General features: G+C 61.7%; 15 protein-coding genes and 4 tRNA genes. 2 read left to right on the forward strand and 17 right to left on the reverse strand.

The window, feature by feature from the left end; genetic code table 11:
- From FDY93_RS17005 to FDY93_RS17060, 12 genes are all read right to left on the reverse strand, one after another.
- Positions 1–218 (reverse strand): GTP-binding protein (locus FDY93_RS17005; protein WP_246068627.1); only part of this gene is annotated, 218 nt, incomplete at its 3' end.
- A gap of 169 nt (positions 219–387) precedes the next feature.
- Positions 388–462: transfer RNA gene (locus FDY93_RS17010), tRNA-Thr, on the reverse strand.
- A 104-nt stretch (positions 463–566) separates the two neighbouring features.
- A tRNA-Gly gene (locus FDY93_RS17015) sits at positions 567–640 on the reverse strand.
- A 79-nt stretch (positions 641–719) separates the two neighbouring features.
- Positions 720–803: transfer RNA gene (locus FDY93_RS17020), tRNA-Tyr, on the reverse strand.
- Positions 804–911: 108 nt separating this feature from the next.
- Positions 912–987 (reverse strand) — tRNA-Thr (locus FDY93_RS17025).
- 169 nt (positions 988–1,156) lie between these two features.
- The gene (locus FDY93_RS17030) at positions 1,157–1,879 is read right to left on the reverse strand and encodes an SPOR domain-containing protein (RefSeq protein WP_138236954.1); all 723 of its coding nucleotides are present in this window, start codon (positions 1,877–1,879) and stop codon (positions 1,157–1,159) included.
- A gap of 205 nt (positions 1,880–2,084) precedes the next feature.
- Positions 2,085–2,855 (reverse strand): type III pantothenate kinase, encoded by a 771-nt coding sequence (locus FDY93_RS17035; RefSeq protein ID WP_138236955.1) that lies wholly within the window; start codon positions 2,853–2,855, stop codon positions 2,085–2,087.
- Complete coding sequence (gene birA, locus FDY93_RS17040; RefSeq protein WP_246068628.1) at positions 2,852–3,886, reverse strand: bifunctional biotin--[acetyl-CoA-carboxylase] ligase/biotin operon repressor BirA; 1,035 nt, start codon at positions 3,884–3,886, stop codon at positions 2,852–2,854. Before birA ends, FDY93_RS17035 begins: the two co-directional genes overlap by 4 nt.
- 33 nt (positions 3,887–3,919) lie before the next feature.
- Positions 3,920–5,047, reverse strand: a complete 1,128-nt coding sequence (gene alr, locus FDY93_RS17045) for an alanine racemase (protein WP_138236956.1) — start codon at positions 5,045–5,047, stop codon at positions 3,920–3,922.
- A 33-nt stretch (positions 5,048–5,080) separates the two neighbouring features.
- On the reverse strand, positions 5,081–6,274 hold the full coding sequence (locus FDY93_RS17050; protein ID WP_138236998.1) for an ABC transporter permease: 1,194 nt from the start codon (positions 6,272–6,274) through the stop codon (positions 5,081–5,083).
- A gap of 5 nt (positions 6,275–6,279) precedes the next feature.
- Entirely contained in the window at positions 6,280–7,035 is a 756-nt protein-coding gene (locus FDY93_RS17055; RefSeq protein ID WP_138236957.1) for an ABC transporter ATP-binding protein, read from the reverse strand.
- Positions 7,032–8,594 carry an alpha/beta fold hydrolase gene (locus FDY93_RS17060; protein ID WP_138236958.1) on the reverse strand — a complete coding sequence of 521 codons (1,563 nt, stop codon included), beginning with the start codon at positions 8,592–8,594 and terminating at the stop codon, positions 7,032–7,034. Before FDY93_RS17060 ends, FDY93_RS17055 begins: the two co-directional genes overlap by 4 nt.
- A gap of 171 nt (positions 8,595–8,765) precedes the next feature.
- Between FDY93_RS17060 and FDY93_RS17065 the strand changes: the two genes are divergently transcribed.
- Positions 8,766–9,722, forward strand: a complete 957-nt coding sequence (locus FDY93_RS17065; protein ID WP_138236959.1) for a hypothetical protein — start codon at positions 8,766–8,768, stop codon at positions 9,720–9,722.
- A 402-nt stretch (positions 9,723–10,124) separates the two neighbouring features.
- Here the strand turns inward: FDY93_RS17065 and FDY93_RS17070 are convergent, their stop codons facing one another.
- The 3 genes from FDY93_RS17070 to FDY93_RS17080 all read right to left on the reverse strand — a co-directional run bounded on the left by FDY93_RS17070 (position 10,125) and on the right by FDY93_RS17080 (position 15,404).
- Positions 10,125–11,039 carry an aldo/keto reductase gene (locus FDY93_RS17070; protein ID WP_138236960.1) on the reverse strand — a complete coding sequence of 305 codons (915 nt, stop codon included), beginning with the start codon at positions 11,037–11,039 and terminating at the stop codon, positions 10,125–10,127.
- A gap of 94 nt (positions 11,040–11,133) precedes the next feature.
- The gene (locus tag FDY93_RS17075) at positions 11,134–13,068 is read right to left on the reverse strand and encodes a phytase (protein WP_171019026.1); all 1,935 of its coding nucleotides are present in this window, start codon (positions 13,066–13,068) and stop codon (positions 11,134–11,136) included.
- A gap of 182 nt (positions 13,069–13,250) precedes the next feature.
- Complete coding sequence (locus FDY93_RS17080) at positions 13,251–15,404, reverse strand: TonB-dependent receptor plug domain-containing protein (RefSeq protein ID WP_138236962.1); 2,154 nt, start codon at positions 15,402–15,404, stop codon at positions 13,251–13,253.
- Positions 15,405–15,608: 204 nt separating this feature from the next.
- Here FDY93_RS17080 and FDY93_RS17085 point away from each other — a divergent pair, with 204 nt between their 5' ends.
- Positions 15,609–17,558 (forward strand): PhoX family protein, encoded by a 1,950-nt coding sequence (locus FDY93_RS17085; RefSeq protein WP_138236963.1) that lies wholly within the window; start codon positions 15,609–15,611, stop codon positions 17,556–17,558.
- Between the two features lie 361 nt (positions 17,559–17,919).
- On the opposite strand, the gene msrQ is transcribed toward FDY93_RS17085, so the two are convergent.
- Positions 17,920–18,534: a protein-methionine-sulfoxide reductase heme-binding subunit MsrQ gene (gene msrQ, locus FDY93_RS17090; protein WP_138236964.1), complete on the reverse strand. Its 615-nt coding sequence runs from the start codon at positions 18,532–18,534 to the stop codon at positions 17,920–17,922.
- Entirely contained in the window at positions 18,534–19,541 is a 1,008-nt protein-coding gene (gene msrP, locus FDY93_RS17095) for a protein-methionine-sulfoxide reductase catalytic subunit MsrP (protein WP_138236965.1), read from the reverse strand. Before msrP ends, msrQ begins: the two co-directional genes overlap by 1 nt.
- Positions 19,542–19,734 lie beyond the last annotated feature (193 nt).

A 19,734-nucleotide genomic window follows, 5' to 3' on the forward strand; every position in this document is an offset into this window, starting at 1 on the left:
GGGGACTCGTATTCCACGTGGGAAGTGGAGATGGTGATACCGCGCTCGCGCTCTTCCGGTGCGTTATCGATACCGTCGAAGGCAACGGCAGCGCCACCCCACACTTCGGAACATACGCGGGTCAGCGCAGCAGTCAGGGTGGTTTTACCGTGGTCAACGTGACCGATGGTGCCCACGTTTACGTGGGGCTTGGAACGTTCAAACTTTTCTTTTCCCATTGCGGGCCTCCCAATATAAGCGTGAGCCGAACTAGCGACCTTACCTTAGAACAGCTCCCGCGCATCCACTCCAAAGAGCCCACTCGGGAACCGACGCATCCGACCCGCAAAAGCATATAAGCCGGATACAAATAACCGCGGAGACACAGGTCACCGCGGCCACGAATAATGGAGCTCATGGGCGGATTTGAACCGCCGACCTCACCCTTACCAAGGGTGTGCTCTACCCCTGAGCTACATGAGCTTACTCCGAATACCAGCACTCAGTGCCGGAGCAGGCGGGGCAGCCTGCGCAGCGCGACAACCAAAAGGTCATCACACACAACCAACCAAGCTCCGCACTAAAAATGGAGCGGGCAGCGGGAATCGAACCCGCATCATCAGCTTGGAAGGCTGAGGTTCTACCATTGAACTATGCCCGCGCTATCGCGTGCGAAACCTCCAGACAAAAGAGCAAACCTCTCTTTCATCTTCGATGCCAGCACATAGGCATCTAAATAATGGTGCAGGGGGGTGGATTCGAACCACCGAAGCTTGCGCGTCAGATTTACAGTCTGATCCCTTTGGCCACTCGGGAACCCCTGCCTCAAGGTGGTGCGCATTCTCCACACCATCCTTTTCGCTGTCAACATTTTTTCTTTCAAATTCACACACTTACCTGAATTTGTCAGTGCACTGCGCGACGGAAAGAAATGGAGCTGGCGAGAGGAATCGAACCCCCGACCGGCTGATTACAAGTCAGCTGCTCTACCTACTGAGCTACGCCAGCCTTTTCCGTATCGGCTCTTTCAAACCGACTCTTCCACCGGGGTAGTTGACACCCCCTTAAGTGGAGGCGGGATTCTAGGGGAAGTGTTCTCGACACGCAACAGCCTGTTGTCGCTTTTCTTCACCTCGATTGCAGGCATCAAAAATTGCGCAAGGCTGAACCGCCCGGATCACTCGATTTCTTTCTCGCGAATCTCACTGCACAGATTCTGGCGGCGGCCGATGTCCGGATAATCCAGCTGAAGCTGCTGCCAGAATGCTTCGGCAACCTGGCTGACACCGGTACTTTCCACAACCACCCAGCGCTCGAGGTAAGTCTGCGGCTCCTCGCGATACTCCGCTGCGAATCCGCGCCCCTGCAGATCCCTGGCCAGCGAGCGGGCGCGCTCCTCCTCGGAGAAAATCCCGAATGAAATCCCATTTTCCAGGGACCCCTTGGGAATTACGTAACTGTCGATACCCGCGGCCTGCAACTCCCGCAGCTTGCGGAAAGCCTGCTGGGATGAATTCAAGGGCGCCAGGTATACCCAGTAGCGCATCTGCCCCTGCATCTCGATTTCCTTCATTGCAGCGGGCACCTGCAATGCCTGCAGCCGCCGCGCCACCTCCTCGCCCTGGTAGGCCTCATCAAATGGTCCCACGAGGCTGCACAGCTGCGCGGGCGGAGTATCCGCCCTCTCTGCCGGTGTATCGCTGGGCGCCGCCGCGGGCTTCTGCTTTCCGGCTCTCAACTGTGCCGGGTCGGCCTCGCTCAACAGTATGATGCTGCCGGCACCCTCCTCTTCCGCCAACGGCACACTCTTCGCTGTCGGCGCAGGCGCAGATGTCGTGGTTACAAACCAGGCGAGCAGGCCGAGATTCGCAGCCGCTAAAAATAAAAATATCCAACGCATAGCCGTCAGTCAGTGGTACCTGTCAATTTCGGGATTTTTGCCGTCGACCCGACGTTATTCACTACCGGGTTACCCAGAGTGTGCGGCGCTGACGCTCAACACGTATATCTCATCGCCACAGAATTCGGGAAGTGCGGATTCTAGCCTTACTCCAGCAGCGCTGGCAGCGACTGGCGCACAGTCGCAACTGCCGCGCAACCGATCATCAGGGGTTGGTGAGCGCCAACCCCTCCATCACCAGATCGTGAAGCAGCAGGTAAGGTTGCGGTAGGAAAGATGCCAGCAGCGCGCCGTCGCCGCCGGTCAATATCAGTCGGGATGCCGAAACCCCACCTGCTGCGCAATGCTGACGCAGGAAATCGAGAGCCCGGTCCACCGCACCGAGAACCATCAGCGGCAGTCCGCGATTGACCGCATCCGCGGTATTCCTCCCGGGGGCGAGGGACATACCCGGCGCAAAACACTCGGCCACTTTGACCGCGTCGGTATCACTGGACAATGCGCGGCGCATCAAGCCGAGACCCGGCAGGATATATCCGCCTAGATGCTCGCCACCGATACCCAGCAGGTCCAAGGTCACCGCGCTGCCGCAGTCCACTACCAGTGCCGGTGCGGGCGAGCGGTGGTGCGCAGCGAGTACCGCCAGCCAGCGGTCGACCCCAAGCCGTTCCACCTGTGAATAGGCGCAGCGCACACCGCCGCACTCAGCGGTTACCCGCGCGAATTCCGCCGCAATGCCCAGATCCAGCTGCAGGCGCGCACTGATTGCACGCTCCACCTCGCCACCTGCCACATTGGCGATGCGCACCCGCGTGGGGGCGCGCTCTATCCAGGCCGCCGGTAACGCCGCCTCCCGCCACCAAGGCCCAGGGGCGAAAGTGCCGCGAGCAACAACTTCAGCTTCCCCCGCGGCAGACTGATTGCGAATCAAGCGCCACTTGCCGCGGGTATTACCCTGATCCAACTCCAGAATCACGGCGCACGGCTCCCGGCGGGACGCAGGGAGAGCTCACCGCCATGAAAAGCCCGACATTCACCGTCGATGTCCAGCAGCAGCGCGCCGCTGCCATCTACGCCGCGCTCTATGCCGCACCAGCGCTGCTGCGCCGACTGCAAACACACTTCAGCGCCGGCGAACTGGTCCAGCGCCTGCCACGCCTCGCGCCAGGCGCCAAAGCCGGAATCGGGGTAGGCCGACAACATCGGCAGCAACTCATCCAGCATCGCCGCCACCAGCAGGTTGCGCGAAATCCCCGGGCGCACCTCGGCGAGATCGATCCAGGGCTGCTCTATCGCCTCTGCCACCGCGGCGGGCAGGCGCATATTCAGGCCGATGCCGATCACCACCGCGCAGCGGTCGGTGAGATCGCCACTCAGCTCCAGTAACACGCCCGCGAGTTTGCGCCCGCGGCACCACACATCATTGGGCCACTTGAGGCGAAGGTCCGGGACATCAAACCGCGCCAGTGCGCGCGCCAACGCCACGCCAACCGCGAGACTCAAGCCCTCCAGCAACTGCACACCGCCGCTGAAGCGCCAGCCGATAGAAATACTGATGCCGGATGCAAACGGACTCTGCCAGGCGCGCCCGCGACGACCGCGGCCGGCGGTCTGCTGCTCGGCGAGCAGCACCTGGCCATGGCCGGCGCCGGCATCCAGAGCCGCCAGCATGCGCGCATTGGTGGAGTCCACCTGATCTACAACCTGCAAGCCACAGAGCAGCGGCGCGACGTCGCGCGCAAGCTGCCCGCGAATAGTGTGTTCGTCCAGCAGATCCAGCCCGCCGCACAGGCGATAGCCGCGGCCTTTCTCCGATATCACCTGCAGCCCCAGGGATTCCAGCTTCTGCAACTGTTTCCACACCGCGGCGCGGCTCACCCCCAGCACGTCGCCGAGGGATTCCCCGGAATGCACTTCGCCGTCAGCCAGCAGATTGAGCAGCGGCCGCAGGCGCCCGCCGAGCAGGTCGGTGCTCGACACAGAAGGTTCGTCAGATTTGCGTGACACTCGGTTCTCCATCGGTAAAACAATCGCGAACATTCAGCGATAGCGGCGGCCGTAGCGCCGGCCGAGGGATGTGAGGATTTCATAGCCGATGGTGCCGGCGGCGGCCCCCATATCGTCCACCGTCCAGTCGTCGCCCAGCAGCTCGAAGACTTCCAGCTGCGCGCGCTGGGCGGCGCTGAGCGCGGAGATATCAAAGACACAGGTATCCATGGACACACGCCCGAGCATGGATACAGCAATTTTTTCATCGCCCGCGATCGCGATAGCGCGCCCGCGACCGCTCTGGGTGCGCAGCATGCCGTCGGCGTAACCGCCTCTCACCACCGCCAGCCAGCTGCCCGCGGCAGCGCTGCCTGTAGCACCGTAGCCCACTGCGCAATCGCGGGTGATCTCGCGCTGCTGCAGCACCGGCACACGCAGGTTAACCACCGGACGCAAGGGGTTGTCGCTGCCAGGCAGCGGATTGATGCCGTATAGGGCTGAGCCCGGGCGGGCCAGGTCAAAGTGATAGGCGTCGCCGAGACAGATACCGGAGGAGTTGGAGAAACTTGCCTGTACCGGTGGACTGATCCGACGCAACGCACTGACAAATTCATTGAACGCGGCGAGCTGGGCCGGATTCTGCGGGTGCTCTGGCTCATCGGCACAGGCCAGGTGACTCAGGATCAGCTGCACATTCGCGCGCGTGAGCAGTTCCGGCGTCTGCAGCAGGTGCACAAATTCATCGGCGCCCATACCGAGCCGGGTCATTCCGGTATCCACTTTGAGAGCACAGGGCGCCGCGCGGGTATCGGTACCCGTGTGTACACACCACTGACGCAGCTGTTCGGTGGAAACCAACACCGGGACCAGGTTGGCCGCCGCGCACCGCTGCTCGCAGCCGGGGCGAATGCCGGTCAACACATAGATGGTCGCATCCGCAGGCAACAGCGCGCGCAGTTCTTCGCCCTCTGCCAGCGTCGCCACAAAAAAGTCCCGGCAACCACTGCGATAGAGCGCCGGCGCCACCTGACTGACACCGAGACCGTAGGCATCCGCCTTGACCACCGCCGCGCAGCGACAGCCGTCCGCCAGGCGCGCGCACAGCCAGGTGTAGTTATCGGCGATTGCGCCAAGGTCGACAGTCAACAACCCCTCGTGCTCAAGTTCCAATACGCTCACGCTTACCCGCCTTACTTTCCGATCAACCCGGATTCAACTGGCTGACAACAGACTTTCCCGCTGCAACGCGCGGGCACCTACAAGAATCGCCATCACCACCAATACCAGGGTCACGGCCGAGCCCGCCAGCATCCACAGGGGTGACACCCAGTCGCCGACCAACAGCCCTTTGAGCCATTGCTGCTGGCCGATCAGCGGCAACAACTGCCAGCTGTCGGCCAGCTTGATCTGCGCCATGTCCAGCACCATCAACAGTACCACCGGCGCAATCTGCAAGATGCTCAGTTGGGTCTGGGCATCTTTGAACGACTGCGAGCGCAGCGCCAGCAAAATCTGCAAGACGGCCACCAGCAGCGCCAGCGGCAACAGCACCAGCCCCATGGCAACGACGCCGGCCACGGTAGTGGCCTGTTGTATCCCAAACTCCGCCAGTGGCATCAACGGCATCAGCAATACCAGCGCGCCGATCGCCAGCAGAGATCCGAGCCAGCCGAGACTCGCCACGGCCAGGGTCTTGGCGGTGATGATCTGCCAACCCGCCAGCGGCTGCACCAGTAGAGGCTCCAGGCTCAGGCGCTCGCGCTCGCCGGCGGAGCTGTCTACCGCGGTGGCGAGACAGGCGATAAACAGGGTCATGATCAAAAGGCCCGGTACCGTGGCCAGGATCAGCGCACCGCGGCTCGACGGTGTGCTCACATCGCGGGTCTCAAGCCGCCAGGGCGCCAGCAGCTGTGGCGCTACGCCCCGCGCAGACAGGCGCTGGGCCACCACCATCTGCTGCAGTGCGCCGAGGCGCTCCTGCAACGCGCGCTGTGCACGGCCGCTGCCGGTGTCGGAACTGTTCACATACAGGTACAGGCGCGGCGCGCGGAAGTCCTGATAGCGCTCGGCGAAGTCGTCGGTGACTTCCAATACCAGATCGTAGTCGCCGGCGAGCAATGCGCGCGGACTACCCTCCGCCAGCGCCTCCACGTCCAGTCCGGGCGAGCGCAACTGTTCAGCAATCAGCGGCGCGCGCTCGGCGCCGATCACGGCCAACCGGGTGACGTCCTCGCTCTGTTTCTTCACCATGAAGATGGTCCCGCCCGCCAGCGCCGCGGGAAACATCAGCGAAAAACACACCGCCATCAGAAGCGCGCGCCGGTCGCGCCAGGCTTCCAGCAATTCCTTGCGCAGCAGCGGTGCCATTTGTTGCAGGCCGACAATCACCGCCCGCGCACTCCACATCCTGTTCACGCCGGCTCTCCTTCTACCCGCGCCGCACTGGCACGCTGACCGTAAGCCAGGGCCACAAAACTGTCTTCCAAGGTGCTGCAGCCGGTCTCCGCCGCGAGCTGCTCGGGTGTGCCGGCACCGACGACCTGCCCCGCCGCCATCACCAGCACCCGGTCCGACAGCTCCGCCACTTCGGGCATAACATGACTGGAAAACAGGATAGTGGTACCCGCGGCACGCAGCCGCAAGAGCGTCTTGCGCAGCAGCCGTACCGCCAGCACATCGAGGCCGCGGGTGGGCTCATCGAGAATCAGGTGCTGCGGGCGATGCACCAGCGCGCGCGCCAGCGAGACCTTCATGCGCTCCCCCTGGGAAAACCCCTTGGTGCGCCGGTCCCACAGGGCGGCCAGCTCCAACTCCTCGCGCACCGCAGCGAGCGCCTCCGCCAGTGCCGTACCGCCCAGCCCCTGCATCCGCGCGAAGATCTCCAGATACTCACGCACCGTGAGCCGTTCATACAACCCCTCGCGGTCGCCCACCACCCCGAGCTGGCGGCGCGCACCCATGGGGTCGAGGGCCGGGTCGGCATCGCCTACCAGCACTCGGCCGGAATCCGCCTTCAGCAGGCCGCAGATAATGCGCAGGCAGCTGGTCTTGCCGGCGCCGTTGGCACCCAGCAGTGCCGTGATGCGCCCGTCGGGCACGTCAAAACTGAGGTTGCGCAACACCGGCGTGCCGGCAAATGACTTGCTGATATTCTCGACACGGATCACGGCGAGCCCCCCTCTACTTCACGCGCGACTTCCCGGCCGGCACTTTCTGATCCCGATTGCTGCTCCTCGGCGAGCCTCGAGTCGGCTTCCGGAACCCGCGGCAGCAGCGCGGGGCCGTAATTGCCAGCGGTAAAAGGCGGGCGCTGGATATCCGCCAGGCACTCCTGATCCAGAGGCACCTGCGGTTGATCGAGAAACTCGAGAATCAGGTCCGGTACGCAGCCGCGTGCGGAATTGATATGCCCACCGCCGCGTACCATCAGGTGTTGTTTGTGGTCCAGGTAGGCGAGCTGTTCGTCAGCATACTTCGGCGGCGTGATGGGGTCGGCGGAGCCTGAAATCAGCAGCACCGGGTGATGGCGCGGCTGCGGAGCCTCATAGGGCAGCGCCGGTACCGGCCACACCTTGCAGCCCTCGCGGAATACACGAATGAATCCATCGCCGATAAATGTGCCCGCCGCGTCGCTGGCGATCTCCTCCGCGCTGATGCGATTCATTTCCTCAGCACAGGCCACGGAGAAGGTAAGCCCCATGGGCATAGCGCCCTCCATTTCCGCAAACAAGCCGACAATCCCGGACAGCGGCGCATAGTTGCCGCGGCTCGCCTGAGCCACCGCAAACGGCAGCTGCGCCGCGGCGCCCGGGTCGTACAGCGCGGTGCGCACCGCGCCCGCCAGCATCCAGGCCTCAATGGGTTCGTCGACGGTTTTTCCAGTGAGCGGATCGGGGAAATTGCGCGCCTGCTCCTCGCTCCAACTGGCCAGCAGCGTATCCAATTGCGCGCGCCAGTCACCGAAGCCCGCGCACATCGGGTCGTCGCTGCAGGCCTGCTGCAACTCCACCAGTGCGGATTCCGCGGCGGAGGCGGCGAGGAAGACCTTGGTACCGATGGGTGCGACGCCGTCGAGCACCAGACTCTGCAGAGACTCCGGATACCACTGCTGATACAACAGCGCCGTACGCGTGCCCCAGGAGCCACCCCACAGGGAGATCTGCGAGTGCCCCAGTGCTTTGCGCACGGTTTCCAGGTCGTCCACCGTCTGCCGGCTGTTGATGGTCAACGGGCGCTCACCGGACGCTTGATAGCAGGTCGCAAGCTTACCGACAAACCGTTCAATACTGGCGGGGGTCTCCGCGCCCAGGCCACAGTCGAAGGCATCCGAGCGGCCGCCACCGCGGCGGTCCACCATCACGATGTCGCGCCCGCGGTTCAACTTGCGCAGGGGATTCAGGAGCCGTGCAAGGTCGCTGGCGGCCTGTCCGGGACCGCCAGCCAGCAGATACAGGGGCTCGCGCTGGCCGCCATTCACCGCCGGCGCCACCAGCACCGAGAGCGCGACCTCGCCATCGGCACTGACGGGAATACGATAGCAGCGCAGGGATTCGGACCAGCCATCGGCGTAGCAGGTCTCGGCGGCCGGGCCTGCAGACGCCGCCGGCTCGGCCTGCGCCCCCAGCGAAGTCGCAACAACCAACACCGCCGCCCCCGTTAGAAGCCGGGTGGCGGACCGTTTTCTCCCGCTCAATGCGCGCTCCTTTTTCACTCTGTTATCCGTCATATTAAAACCCGCCCAGTCTACCGGAGTTTTTCCGCGCCCGCCCAAGGCGCACCCTGTACGTCTGGCCGCGCACGGTGGGGAATATCCATGGCGCCGCAATGCGGGCAGTGGTAAGGTTTGCGGTCATTTGCCTATTCGAATGAATTTCAGTCAACGACACCCTGGCGAACAATGAGCTTTTCAGACCGAGAAAAACAATTAATAAGGGCGGCATTTGCCTGGGGGCAGATCACCCAGAAAGAAGGCTACACCCTGTCTGATCTGGAAATCGAAAAGTCGGTGCTGTTCCGCCGCCTGCTCGCCGGCCGCCCGCCCCTCGCCTTCCCCCCTCCCCTGCGCCACGGATTCCCCTGGTATGAGGTGATTGAGGGTCGCAGCGAACATGTGGTCAACGCCTCGGAAGCCTCTCCGGAACACAGCATCATCGCCCCCGGCAGCAAGCCGGGCGATACCTGCATCCTGATCGACGGGGCTTTCTGGCGCGTGGCGGAAACCCTGCGCGAGCGCGAGGAGTATCTGGTGGAGTGGGGCGAGTACCCGATGCAGTGGCGGTTGCAGAAGCACTGGGAAGTGAACTACGAGATGACCCAGCAGCTGCACAGTTTCCGCCAGGAAAATCCGGAGGCAAACGTAAATCTGGCGAGCCGCAACGGCCAGCGCGAGTACAGCGAGTTTCGCGTGGACGACGATCAGACGGTATGGCTGTCGGAATGGCACCTCACCCGTATCGGTCTGCCGGGTTGGGTATGGGTCGGTTATGAAGTGGCCGCGGAGCCCTCGGTACACAGCCTGGTTTCTCTCTGCCAGGATCAGCTGGGCCCGCTAGTGCTGGGTGTTACCGGTGCGGAACGCGGACCGGGCTGGCTGCGTATTGAGCAGGTCGGCGCCGAAGCGCGCTACATCAAGCTCGGCGATGAACTCGAATACAAAACCCTGATCGCCTCCGCAATGACCGAATTTGAGCGCCTGTTGCACGGCATCGCCGGTGACGACCTCGAAGTAATGGACCGCCGCGACAGCGAACTGCTGCGCTGCTACCGGGTACCCATGCAGCTCGCCCCACTGGAGCAGTTTGATCTCGGGGATGTGAATTACGATCTGGTGCCTGAGAACGCTTACGCCGGGTAATTCTGAGTCCGCAATTTTCCGCGCTCTGTTTTAAATCATGTGGCACTGGCGCACTGGGTATGGGTTTTTGAAACCGCTGTGGATACATCCCTGTACGCTGCGTCGGCGACGTCCCTGTCGCCGACGCTTTCAAAAACCCATACCCAGCACCCCAGCTTCAATTCAAGTTGCCGAGCGCTGTAAGCAACTTTCGACAACTCTCCTTTGACTCCTACCCGCCTCCTAACGAAGTGCACGCCTTTCGCGAAGGTGCTGACGCCGGGGATCTGTTCGCGAGACCTTCCGCGAGAGGGACCTCGCGGAAGAGCCCCCATGGACGGGTTCACGGCGTGTCTCGCGAACAGATCCCCGGCGGCAGCGCCGCCACCGGACTAACGAAAAATGGATACCACTGGAACCCAATCAATCCACATCCCGCCCACGCCCCGCACGCAGCAGCTCAAACCACTCTTCCCGATCCAATTCCATTTCCAACGCTGCCAACGCCGCTACCAAACGCGCAGGGTTACCACTCCCCAGCACCGGCACCATTCGCGATGGATGCCTCAGCAACCACGCCAGCGCCAGCTGCATGACGCCGTCATCCGCATTCAAGCCGCGCGCTTCGCACAGCTGCTGAAGACATTTCCGCACACGCACCGAGTCGGCATCATCCCCGGCAAACAAACGACCACCGGCGAACGGCGACCAAGCCATGGGAATGATTCTGTGCTGCTGGCAGTGATCCAGCTGGCCGTCGAACATCGGCTGGGAATGCAGCAGGGAAACCTCGATCTGGTTGGCCACCAGAGGCAATGACAGGCGCGACTGCAACAGATCGGTCTGGTGCGGCAGGAAATTCGAAACGCCCAGATGTTTTACCTTGCCCTCCGCCACCAGTTGCTCCAAGACTGCCGCCAGTGCATCCGCATCCATCAGCGGATCCGGGCGGTGCAGCAACAGCAGATCCATCTGCTCAATGCCCATATCCCGCAGACTGGTTTCAACGGATTTGCGCACGTGCGCAGCATCGGTGTCGTAGTGATTGATACGCGCGCCGGAGGCCGCACCCGCGAGGCGGATACTGCACTTGCTCACGATCTCCATGCGCGCGCGCAACTCAGGCTGCAGTTTTAGCCCCTCACCAAAAAACTGTTCGCAGCGGTAATCCCCGTAAATATCCGCCAGATCAAACGTGGTCACCCCCAGATCGAGCATCTGCTCGAACAGGTTCGCTCGCTCGCGCGGGGAATAATTCCAGTCCGTCAGGCGCCACAGGCCAAAGGCGATGCGGGAAAACGAGCACTCGGGAATGAGGTGGGAGGTAATACGCTGCATGAAAAAATCCGCCGGAACAAAGGAATTCGGCGGATTTTCGCATAGATTTACCGGGGATTACTCCACCCCGGCAGGGCTGGTTTCCAGGTACAGACTATTTCAGCTGGAGTTTCTCGGCGATATCCGCCCAGGACACCAACTTGAAGTTCTGGGTCTGACTCGGCATGCGGTTGCGGCCGTCCTGCACCACAAGCAGCCCCTGAGGGTACTGGCTGCCGAAAGAGGCACTGGAAACTTCCAGACCATCAGTTTCCGAGCTGCCGTCGAGGCTCTTGTCCAGGTTGATATCCACCTTGAAGTGGCCGACAAACTCGCTGCCATCGCGGCTGAACAGGGCGTAGCTGTTATTGCCTTGGCTCGACACCACCAGGTAGCTCCTGTCGCCCGCATGGTACAGACCCATGCCTTCCACATCCGCCGCCAGCCGCTCGCCATCCACCTGTGCAATCAGCTGCGGCCGGGCGCCGCTGGCGAGGAACGCGGCGATATCGAGGCGCCAGATACCCGCGTCTTCCTCGCCGAAGAACAGCATCTGTGTCTCGTCATCCACCACACAACCTTCCACTTGGCTGTCCACTTCGAGTTGCGCCACTTTCTGCAGGCGCCAGTCCACATTGCCCTCGCCCGGAACGATCTGCAGCAACTGCACCGCACCATCCTTGTCCGACACAAAGGCCATCAGGTCGGCGCCGCGGCGATAGACACACAGGCCGTAGGGGTCACCCATGTCCAGGTTGCGCAGCCCCAGGTCGTCCACCTTGCCGTCCGCGGAGATGCCGAACAGGCTGACACCGGGATCGGTGCGGTTACTGGCCGCGGCGATGGCGACATACTTGCCGTGCTGCATCGGGCGCAGGTCGACATTGTTGACGCGCCCGACGGGGAAGTGCTCAATCAGTTCCCCATTCAGGTTATACACGCTAAGGCCGCTTTTCTTGTCGGTGCCAAGAATCAGGCTCGCAGACGGGTTGGCCGGATTGACCCAGATGGCCGGGTCGTCGGCAGCGTCACCGCCGGAACTCACCGGCGCGGTCTGCCCACTGGCGCGCACCCGCGGGATTTCCACCGGGCCGCGGAAGGTCTGCATCTCCGCCGCCGGCTCCGGCAGCTTGACCGCAAACTGCAGCACTCTGTCGCTCTCTTCCTCCAGCGCCAACAATACGCCCTGCTGAATCGCGGCGGAGACCGGCTCCAGATCCGCCAGCGCGGTGACGAACTGCGGCCCCTGGCGCGGGTTGTTGATGTTGTAGGCATACACCTTGTCACCGGCGGTCAGCCACAGGTTGCCGCTGGCATCGTCCAGCCACAGGCCGCCGAAGTCGTCCGCCGCCAGTTCACCGGAAGCGGCGAACACTTCGCGCGCCTCGTCCATTTCCGCATCCGCATTCAGGCTCCAGATACCGAGCGGCGGCTGTGCCACCAGCAGCTTGCCACTGCGGTCGTCCACCACACAGGAAGAAACCTGTTCACCAAAGTAGAGCGGGCGCACACCGGTAAATTCCCACGCCTGCTCGCGCGGGTGCACCACGTATTCGTGCCCCAGTCCGTTTTCGTCGATGGCAAACAAATGGGTGCGGTCGGCCTGGCGGGAGAAGCACATGGCCACCTGCGGCGAGGTGGTGGCCATGGCGCCGAGATAGCGGATGCGCGGACTACCCTCGTACAGGTCCAGCTGGCGCAGCTGCAACTGGCCGCTGTCTTCGTCGTAAAGGGCAATCAGCCAGTTGTCGTCCGCCAGCTGGTGCAGTGCAAAACGCTCCACGGTGCCGCCGTCCAGCGCGAGCTTTTCCGTACCCTTTGCGTCCACCAGCACCAGACCGCGCGCCTCGCTGGCCAGCAGCAGGTAGTCGGTACTGCCCATGGTAAGTGGTGCCAGCTGGCTGGAGACCACATTGGTCAGTGCCAGCTCCTGTTGCGGGGCGATGGGTTTGGGACCGGATGCGGCCTGTTCGATTCGGGGGCCACAGGCGCTGACAAGACCGGCGATGGCCAGTGCGACAGCAGTTTTAAGCAAGTATTTACGCGCCATAATTCTTTCATTGATTGCGGGTTTGACCGGGGTTTCGACAGCGGTTCCGGCAACTTTACGCCGCTCGGATGACGAAACCGTGGCAAACAGATGACGGTGGAATTCCATGTAAAAAAATAGCAGATAGCCCACCGCCGGGCGTGACCGGCAGCGGGCTTTCTGCCCGTTGGAGCGAAAGCTCCTTAGAACGCGGAGCGCCAGGTTACGGTGTAGGTCGGGCTGCTTTCTTCGATCTGAATCTCGTTGACCGGCTCTCCGTAGTCGCGGATGTGCTCCACTTTCTCCTGGTCCAGCAGGTTGGTGCCACTGAAGCGCAGGACGGATTTCTCGGTGACATTCCACTCCACAAACATTTCCAGGTTGCCGTCGTACTCGGTGACCACATACTCCTCAAACTCGGTGGCGAGAGACTCGCTGCGCTTCTGATAAGAGATACCGGCGCCGCCAAAGCCCGGCAGATCCTGGGTCAGGCTGATGTTGTACACGGAATCCGGCTGGTTGCGGAAAGTGCGGGTGTCGCCAGTGAACGGGTCCTTGATCTCGGAATCGAGGTACGCGTAGTTGGCGTAGAAACCGGTGTTTTCCAGCCCCATGAACGCGAGCGGCATAGAAATGTCGAACTCGACGCCGCGGGAGGTGCCGCTGCCGATATTCATCGGCATGAACAGTGCGCCGCCGGCTTCGGTGTCGATTCCGGTATCGGTCAGTTCGATTACATCGTCGATGTCGCGGTAGAAGACGTTCACACCAACTATGCCGCGGCCCGGCAGGCGGTGCTCGTAACCGAGGTCGAAGCCCCAGGCCAGCTCGGATTCCAGATCCGGATTGCCGATGGTCACATCTTCGTCATCCGGAGTTTCCTCTTCCTCGAATGGGGAAACCAGATCAAACTCCGGGCGACGCAGGGTGCGCGCGACGGACGCGGTGATGCGGTTTTCACCGTCCATATCCCAGCGCAGGCTGATGGACGGCAGCAGCTCGTTGCTGTCGTGCTTGCCGCGACCGTCTTCGTTGGAAACTTCGCGCTCGTAGATATCGTAGCGCAGGCCGCCTTCCACACTCAGGTTGTCGGCGAGGGCATAGGTCAGCTTGGTGTAGGGGGCGATGCGGGTTTCCTCGATGTCCGCATCCACATCAAACAGGCCGGTTTGCAGGCCGCTGCGCTCACTCACGCCGTAGGACAGGCCGGTTTTCAGCTCGGTCTCGCCCCAATTCACGGTATAGCTGCCTTCCAGCGCGTAGTTCTCGTCTTCGATCGCGAGGGTTTCGTCGCCATCTTCCACACCCTGGGAGATGCCGTCTTCAAACTCTTCCTCGGTTTCAAAGTTAACGGTGTCTTCCTTGAAGCGCGACAGCGCTGCGGAAAGTTCAAGCTCGCCACCGGCTAGGCTGGTGGTGTAGAGGCCGTCGATGCCCCAGCTGGTCTGGTCGATCTGCTCTTCCTGGGTCTCGATTTTGACCAGATCGCCCTCGGTACGGCTCACCGCGGTACCTTCGTACTCGGTGACCACCTCATTTTCCTCACGGTCGGTGAACACGTAGTAGCCGTTGAAACGCAGCTCAGACAGCTCGTCCAGCTGGAAGCCTACGGAGCCATTCAGGGAGCTGTCGCGACCGTCGCGGGTGTCGTTTTCAAACGCGAAACCTTCAAGTTCCTCGTCGTCAAAGTACTCTTCCACCTTTCGCTTGGGGTTGTAGCGTTCCTGAATATTCGCGCCCAGCCAGAAGTCGTAGCTCTCGCCCGCCTGGGCGATAGCGGCGGACCCGATATTGCGGAACTCCTCGCTGTCGGCATAGTAGGTGCTGCCGAGACGGGTGGTGATACCGTCGAGCTTGGCGCCGTCTTTCAGGATCACGTTCAGCGTTCCGGCCACGCCCTGGGAGGTCATATCGGCAGACGGGGAGCGGATGATTTCAATGCGCTCCACCAGCTCGGAGGGGATACGGTCCACAAAGAAGGTGCGGTCCGCACCCTGCCCTGGAATCGGGCGGCCGTTGATCAATACTTCAGTGTATTCCGCGTTCATGCCGCGCAGCTGCACCGCATCGTACTCCAGTACGTCGGAAGTGAAGGTAACACCGGGCGTGCGCTTCAACATTTCACCCACGGTCAGCGGCTCGAAGCGCTGGAAGAAGTCGAGGTTGAACGACAGCGTCGGGTTGATATCGTCGGTGCGGTCGCGGTACACGTTGGTACCGGTCACCACGATTTCTTCCACCGCGCCAGTGCCAGCCATAGCGGTCATTTCAGCGGAAGTTTGCGCGCCGGCATTGACGCTGATGATGGCCGCCGCCAGTGGCGCAACCATGCTCAGATTGAATACAGACCTAGTCATGTTCCCCGTCCTTTGTAACGTTGGCGGTTATTTTGATGGGGCGCAGGCTAGTCTTGAGATATGAAAATTTGGTTACCGTTTTTTTAAATTTGTCATATTGCCCCGCTAACCTTGGTGCATCTTGAAGCGGACCGCAGACGACGTTTCCACAGCTACTGATGCCCGCCAGTGCGGCCGCAAATATTGCAGCCAGGTGAATAATTTATGACAGACAACAACCCACAGAACCCGCTCCCGGAACCAGAAAACCCCCGCCGCCGCTCCCTGTTCAAGGCAGTGGGCGCCGCCGGCATCGCCACCGCCGGCGCAAGCTTGTTACCCGGCTGCGGCCCGCGCATCGAAAAAGAACAGGCCAACCTGGGTTTTGCGGAAATTCCCCACCGCCTGGATCACCGCCATCATCTTCCCGACGATTACACCGCCGACCTGCTGTTGCGCTGGGGCGATCCGCTGGATGCCTTTGCCGACCGCTTCGTACCGGAAAAGCTCGATGCCGCCGAGCAGTCGCGCCGCTTCGGCTATAACAACGACTTTATTGCGTTCATGCCGCTGGACCCCGACGCCGGCCCCGGCGAGGGCGACCGACACTGCCGAAGCAGCAACAGCGAACGCGGCCTGCTGTGTGTCAATCACGAATACACCCAACCGCACCTGATGTTTGCCGGTTACAGCGAGGCCGCCTCCATTCGCGGCACCAGCGACCAGCACATCGCGGTGGAACAGCAGGCCTGCGGCCACAGCGTGGTGGAAATCGAGAAGACCAGTGGGGGCTGGCAGCCCGTGCTGGGTAGCCCCTATAACCGCCGTATTTCGCTCACTACGGAAATGGACATCGTCGGCGCCGCCGCCGGCGACACCCGCCTGCGGACCAATGAGGACCCGAGCGGCATGCGGGTATTTGGTACCGTCGGCAACTGTGCCGGCGGCAAAACCCCCTGGGGTACGGTGTTGATTGCGGAGGAAGGTTTTGGCGGCGCTTTCCAGGGCGACCCAAACAAGGTGGCGGACGAGGTGGAAGCACAGAATCACCAGGCTTTCGGTATCTCGCCGGAAAACCGCAACTGGGGCAACTACGACCGCCGCTTCGACATCTCGGTGGAACCACACGAGCCCAACCGTTTCGGCTGGATGGTGGAATACGATCCCTACGATCCCCAATCCAAACCGCGCAAACTGACCGGCCTCGGCCGCTTCGAGCACGAGGGTTTCACTCTGGTGAGCAAACCCGGCCAGCCCATCGTGGCCTATGGCGGCGACGACGACGAACACCAGTTTGTGTACCGGTTTGTTTCCAGCGGCATCTATCGCCCGGGGGAACCCGCGCACAACCGCGCGCTGCTGACCGAGGGCACGCTGTATGCCGGGCAGTTCCGCGAGGGGGGTGCCGGGGTGTGGTTGCCGCTGGTGTTCGGGCAGGGACCACTCACTGAGGAAAACGGTTTTCGCAATCAGGCGGATGTGCTGATCGATTGCCGGCGCGCGGCGAAACTGATCGGTGCGACGCCGATGGACCGGCCGGAAGACGTAGAGACGAATCCGGTGAACGATTGCACTTATGTGATGCTGACGAAGAACAGGAAGCGTGCGGAGGGTGATGAGAATGCAGCGAACCCCCGCGCGCGCAATTCAGCGGGGCATGTGCTGGAGATTGTGCCGCCGGGGCGCAGTGGGGAGCGGGATCATGTAAGTGATTCGTTCCGCTGGAATACGTTTTTGCTCGGGGGCAATCCGAATGCGGAGGACCCGGCGGAGCGCGGGGCTTACGGCCAGCAGGTTCCGGGTGCCATTTCCCCTCACGGTTGGTTTACGAATCCGGACAATGTGGCGTTCGATATGCGCGGCAATATGTGGATTGCGACCGACGGGTGTGAGAGTTTCGGTTTCCACGATGGACTTTGGGCGATGGCGACCGAGGGCGAATTGCGCGCGGCGCCGAAGCACTTTTTTGGCTGCCCGCAGGGTGGCGAGATTTGCGGACCGGAATTTACTCCGGACGGGACGACTTTATTTGTTTCGGTGCAACATCCGGCGGATGCCGATAACTCTACGTTTGATAATCCACTGCACCGGTGGCCGGACAATGATCCCGGATTGCCGCCTCGTCCTTCGGTGTTGGCGATTCGCCGTAAAGACGGGGGAGTGGTGGGTCGCTGATACCGCATTTGTTTGGGTTTTGAAGCTGGCGCGCTGGCGGCCAAGTGCCGGGTACGGGTTTTCAGGACCGCTGTGAACCCATCCCTGGGCGCTGCGGCGCAAACATCCTGTTTGCGACGCTCCTGAAAACCCGTACCCGGCACTTGGCCTTCAATTCAAACTTCTGCACTTCGAATCCAATGCGTTTTGTTCGGGCCGCAATGGTTGGGCTGAAGGTGCTGACGCCGGGGATCTGTTCGCGAGACCTTCTAAAACAGGGATGTTTTAGAAGAGCCCCCAGGGACGGGTCTACGGCGTGTCTCGCGAACAGATCCCCGGTGGCAGTACCGCCACTGCACCCGCTGCGAAACTTTCCCAACTCTCAGTTACGCAAAGACCTCACCCAGCGGCCAACGGAATCCCGCCGCCAAACCAACAACAAAAGCGCAACGGCAAAATAAATCGCCGGCTCAATCCAGCCACTTTTCACCGACCACCAGAAATGCCAGCAGGCGAGCAACACCACCACATACAAAAGCCCGTGCAGTTTTTTCCAATTGCGCCCCATTTTCCGGAGCACGGCCGGTATCGAGGTAACTGCCAGCGCGAACAGAATTACCCACGCAGAAAACCCCAGCAGGATATAAGTGCGCTTGACCAACTCCTCGCCAATCAATGACCAGTCGAGGCCGAGGTCCAGTGCCAGCCAGGCGCTGAAATGCAGGGTTGCCCAGGTAAAGCACCAAAGGCCCAGCGGTCGGCGCAGGCGGTTGAGTTGGCCGAAGTGCAGAAATTTCGCCAGTGGTGAAACCAGCAGCGTGAGCAGCAGCAGGCGGATGGTGCCCATGCCCAGGTAGTGGATCAGTTCCTTTACCGGATCGCCGCCGAGGCGGCCGTCGCTGATGGCGAAGAACAGCCACAGCAGTGGCGCCAGTGCGCCCAGATGTACGCCGATCTGCAACAGGATCGCTGCGTTCTTTTTCCAGCTCGCCGCCATCAATAGAACTTCCTCAGATCCATGTTTTTGTAGAGCGAAGCCACTTCATCTCCGTAGCCATTGAACGGAAGGGTTTCCTGGCGCTTGACCGAGAACAGGCCGCCGGGGCCGATATAGCGCTCACTGGCCTGGGACCAGCGCGGGTGATCGACATCCGGGTTGACGTTGGCGTAGAAGCCGTATTCATTGGGAGCGAGTTTGTTCCAGCTGGTGGGAGGCATTTTTTCCACCAGTTGGATTTTGACAATGGACTTGATGCCCTTGAAGCCATACTTCCACGGCACCACCAAGCGGATCGGCGCGCCGTTCTGGGGTGGCAGGGTTTTGCCATAGAGGCCGACGGACAGGATGGTGAGTGGGTGCATCGCTTCGTCCATGCGCAGCCCCTCCACATACGGATAGTCCACACCCCCACCGATATAGCGGTTGCGCTGGCCGGGTATCTGCTCCGGATCGTAGAGTGTCTGAAAGGCGACGTATTTGGCGCGGCTGGTGGGCTGGAAGCGCTGCAGGAATTTTCCCAGTTCGAAGCCGACCCAGGGGATGACCATGGACCAGGCTTCCACACAGCGCATGCGGTAGATGCGCTCCTCCAGGCCGATGTCGCTCATCAGTTTCCACACATCCACGGTACCCGGTTTTTCCACCTCCCCTTCCACGGTCAGGGTCCAGGGTTCGATTTTTAAGCCCTGGCTGTTCTCGGCGGGATCGGTCTTGCCGGTGCCGAACTCATAGAAGTTGTTGTGGTTGGTAACCTTTGCTTCCGGTGTAAGCACCAGATCCGGCGCCGGCTTTTGCGGGGAAAATTGCAGCGGTTTGCGCGGTGCGCTGCCCGACGCCTGTTTATCGCTGCCAAACAGGTCCATGCCGACAGCGCCGCCAGACATTAAAAGCCCACCGAGCCCAGCGCCGAGCCCGCGGATAACGCTGCGGCGGGAGACGTAAGCCGTCTCGGGAGTGGTCTGCGCTTCACTGAGGTCACTGCGGGCGGGTGTCTTGATCAGCATGGGCCGTCTCTCTGTTGGCGATTTTGTCCTATGCGATGCCATCGCACCGGCTCAGGATAATAAGAGCGCGCCAGTCCCATTTTGTTCACTTTAGTCTTGTTCAAAATAGTTCTGCGCGGACTTAGACCCAATCGAAATGTGGAACAGTTTTGCTGGTGGTGCGCTGGACGGCAGACTACTGTTCCACCAATGT

This window comes from Microbulbifer harenosus, from assembly GCF_005771435.1.
In the GTDB taxonomy this organism is placed as follows: domain Bacteria; phylum Pseudomonadota; class Gammaproteobacteria; order Pseudomonadales; family Cellvibrionaceae; genus Microbulbifer; species Microbulbifer harenosus.

Excerpts from the sequence above, each read along its gene's own strand:
- FDY93_RS17030 (WP_138236954.1), bottom strand. The coding sequence starts at position 1,879 with ATGCGTTGGATATTTTTATTTTTAGCGGCTGCGAATCTCGGCCTGCTC.
- FDY93_RS17050 (WP_138236998.1), bottom strand. The coding sequence starts at position 6,274 with ATGTGGAGTGCGCGGGCGGTGATTGTCGGCCTGCAACAAATGGCACCG.
- FDY93_RS17060 (WP_138236958.1), bottom strand. The coding sequence starts at position 8,594 with ATGACGGATAACAGAGTGAAAAAGGAGCGCGCATTGAGCGGGAGAAAA.
- FDY93_RS17065 (WP_138236959.1), top strand. The coding sequence starts at position 8,766 with ATGAGCTTTTCAGACCGAGAAAAACAATTAATAAGGGCGGCATTTGCC.
- FDY93_RS17070 (WP_138236960.1), bottom strand. The coding sequence starts at position 11,039 with ATGCAGCGTATTACCTCCCACCTCATTCCCGAGTGCTCGTTTTCCCGC.
- FDY93_RS17075 (WP_171019026.1), bottom strand. The coding sequence starts at position 13,068 with ATGGCGCGTAAATACTTGCTTAAAACTGCTGTCGCACTGGCCATCGCC.
- FDY93_RS17080 (WP_138236962.1), bottom strand. The coding sequence starts at position 15,404 with ATGACTAGGTCTGTATTCAATCTGAGCATGGTTGCGCCACTGGCGGCG.
- FDY93_RS17085 (WP_138236963.1), top strand. The coding sequence starts at position 15,609 with ATGACAGACAACAACCCACAGAACCCGCTCCCGGAACCAGAAAACCCC.
- msrQ (WP_138236964.1), bottom strand. The coding sequence starts at position 18,534 with ATGGCGGCGAGCTGGAAAAAGAACGCAGCGATCCTGTTGCAGATCGGC.
- msrP (WP_138236965.1), bottom strand. The coding sequence starts at position 19,541 with ATGCTGATCAAGACACCCGCCCGCAGTGACCTCAGTGAAGCGCAGACC.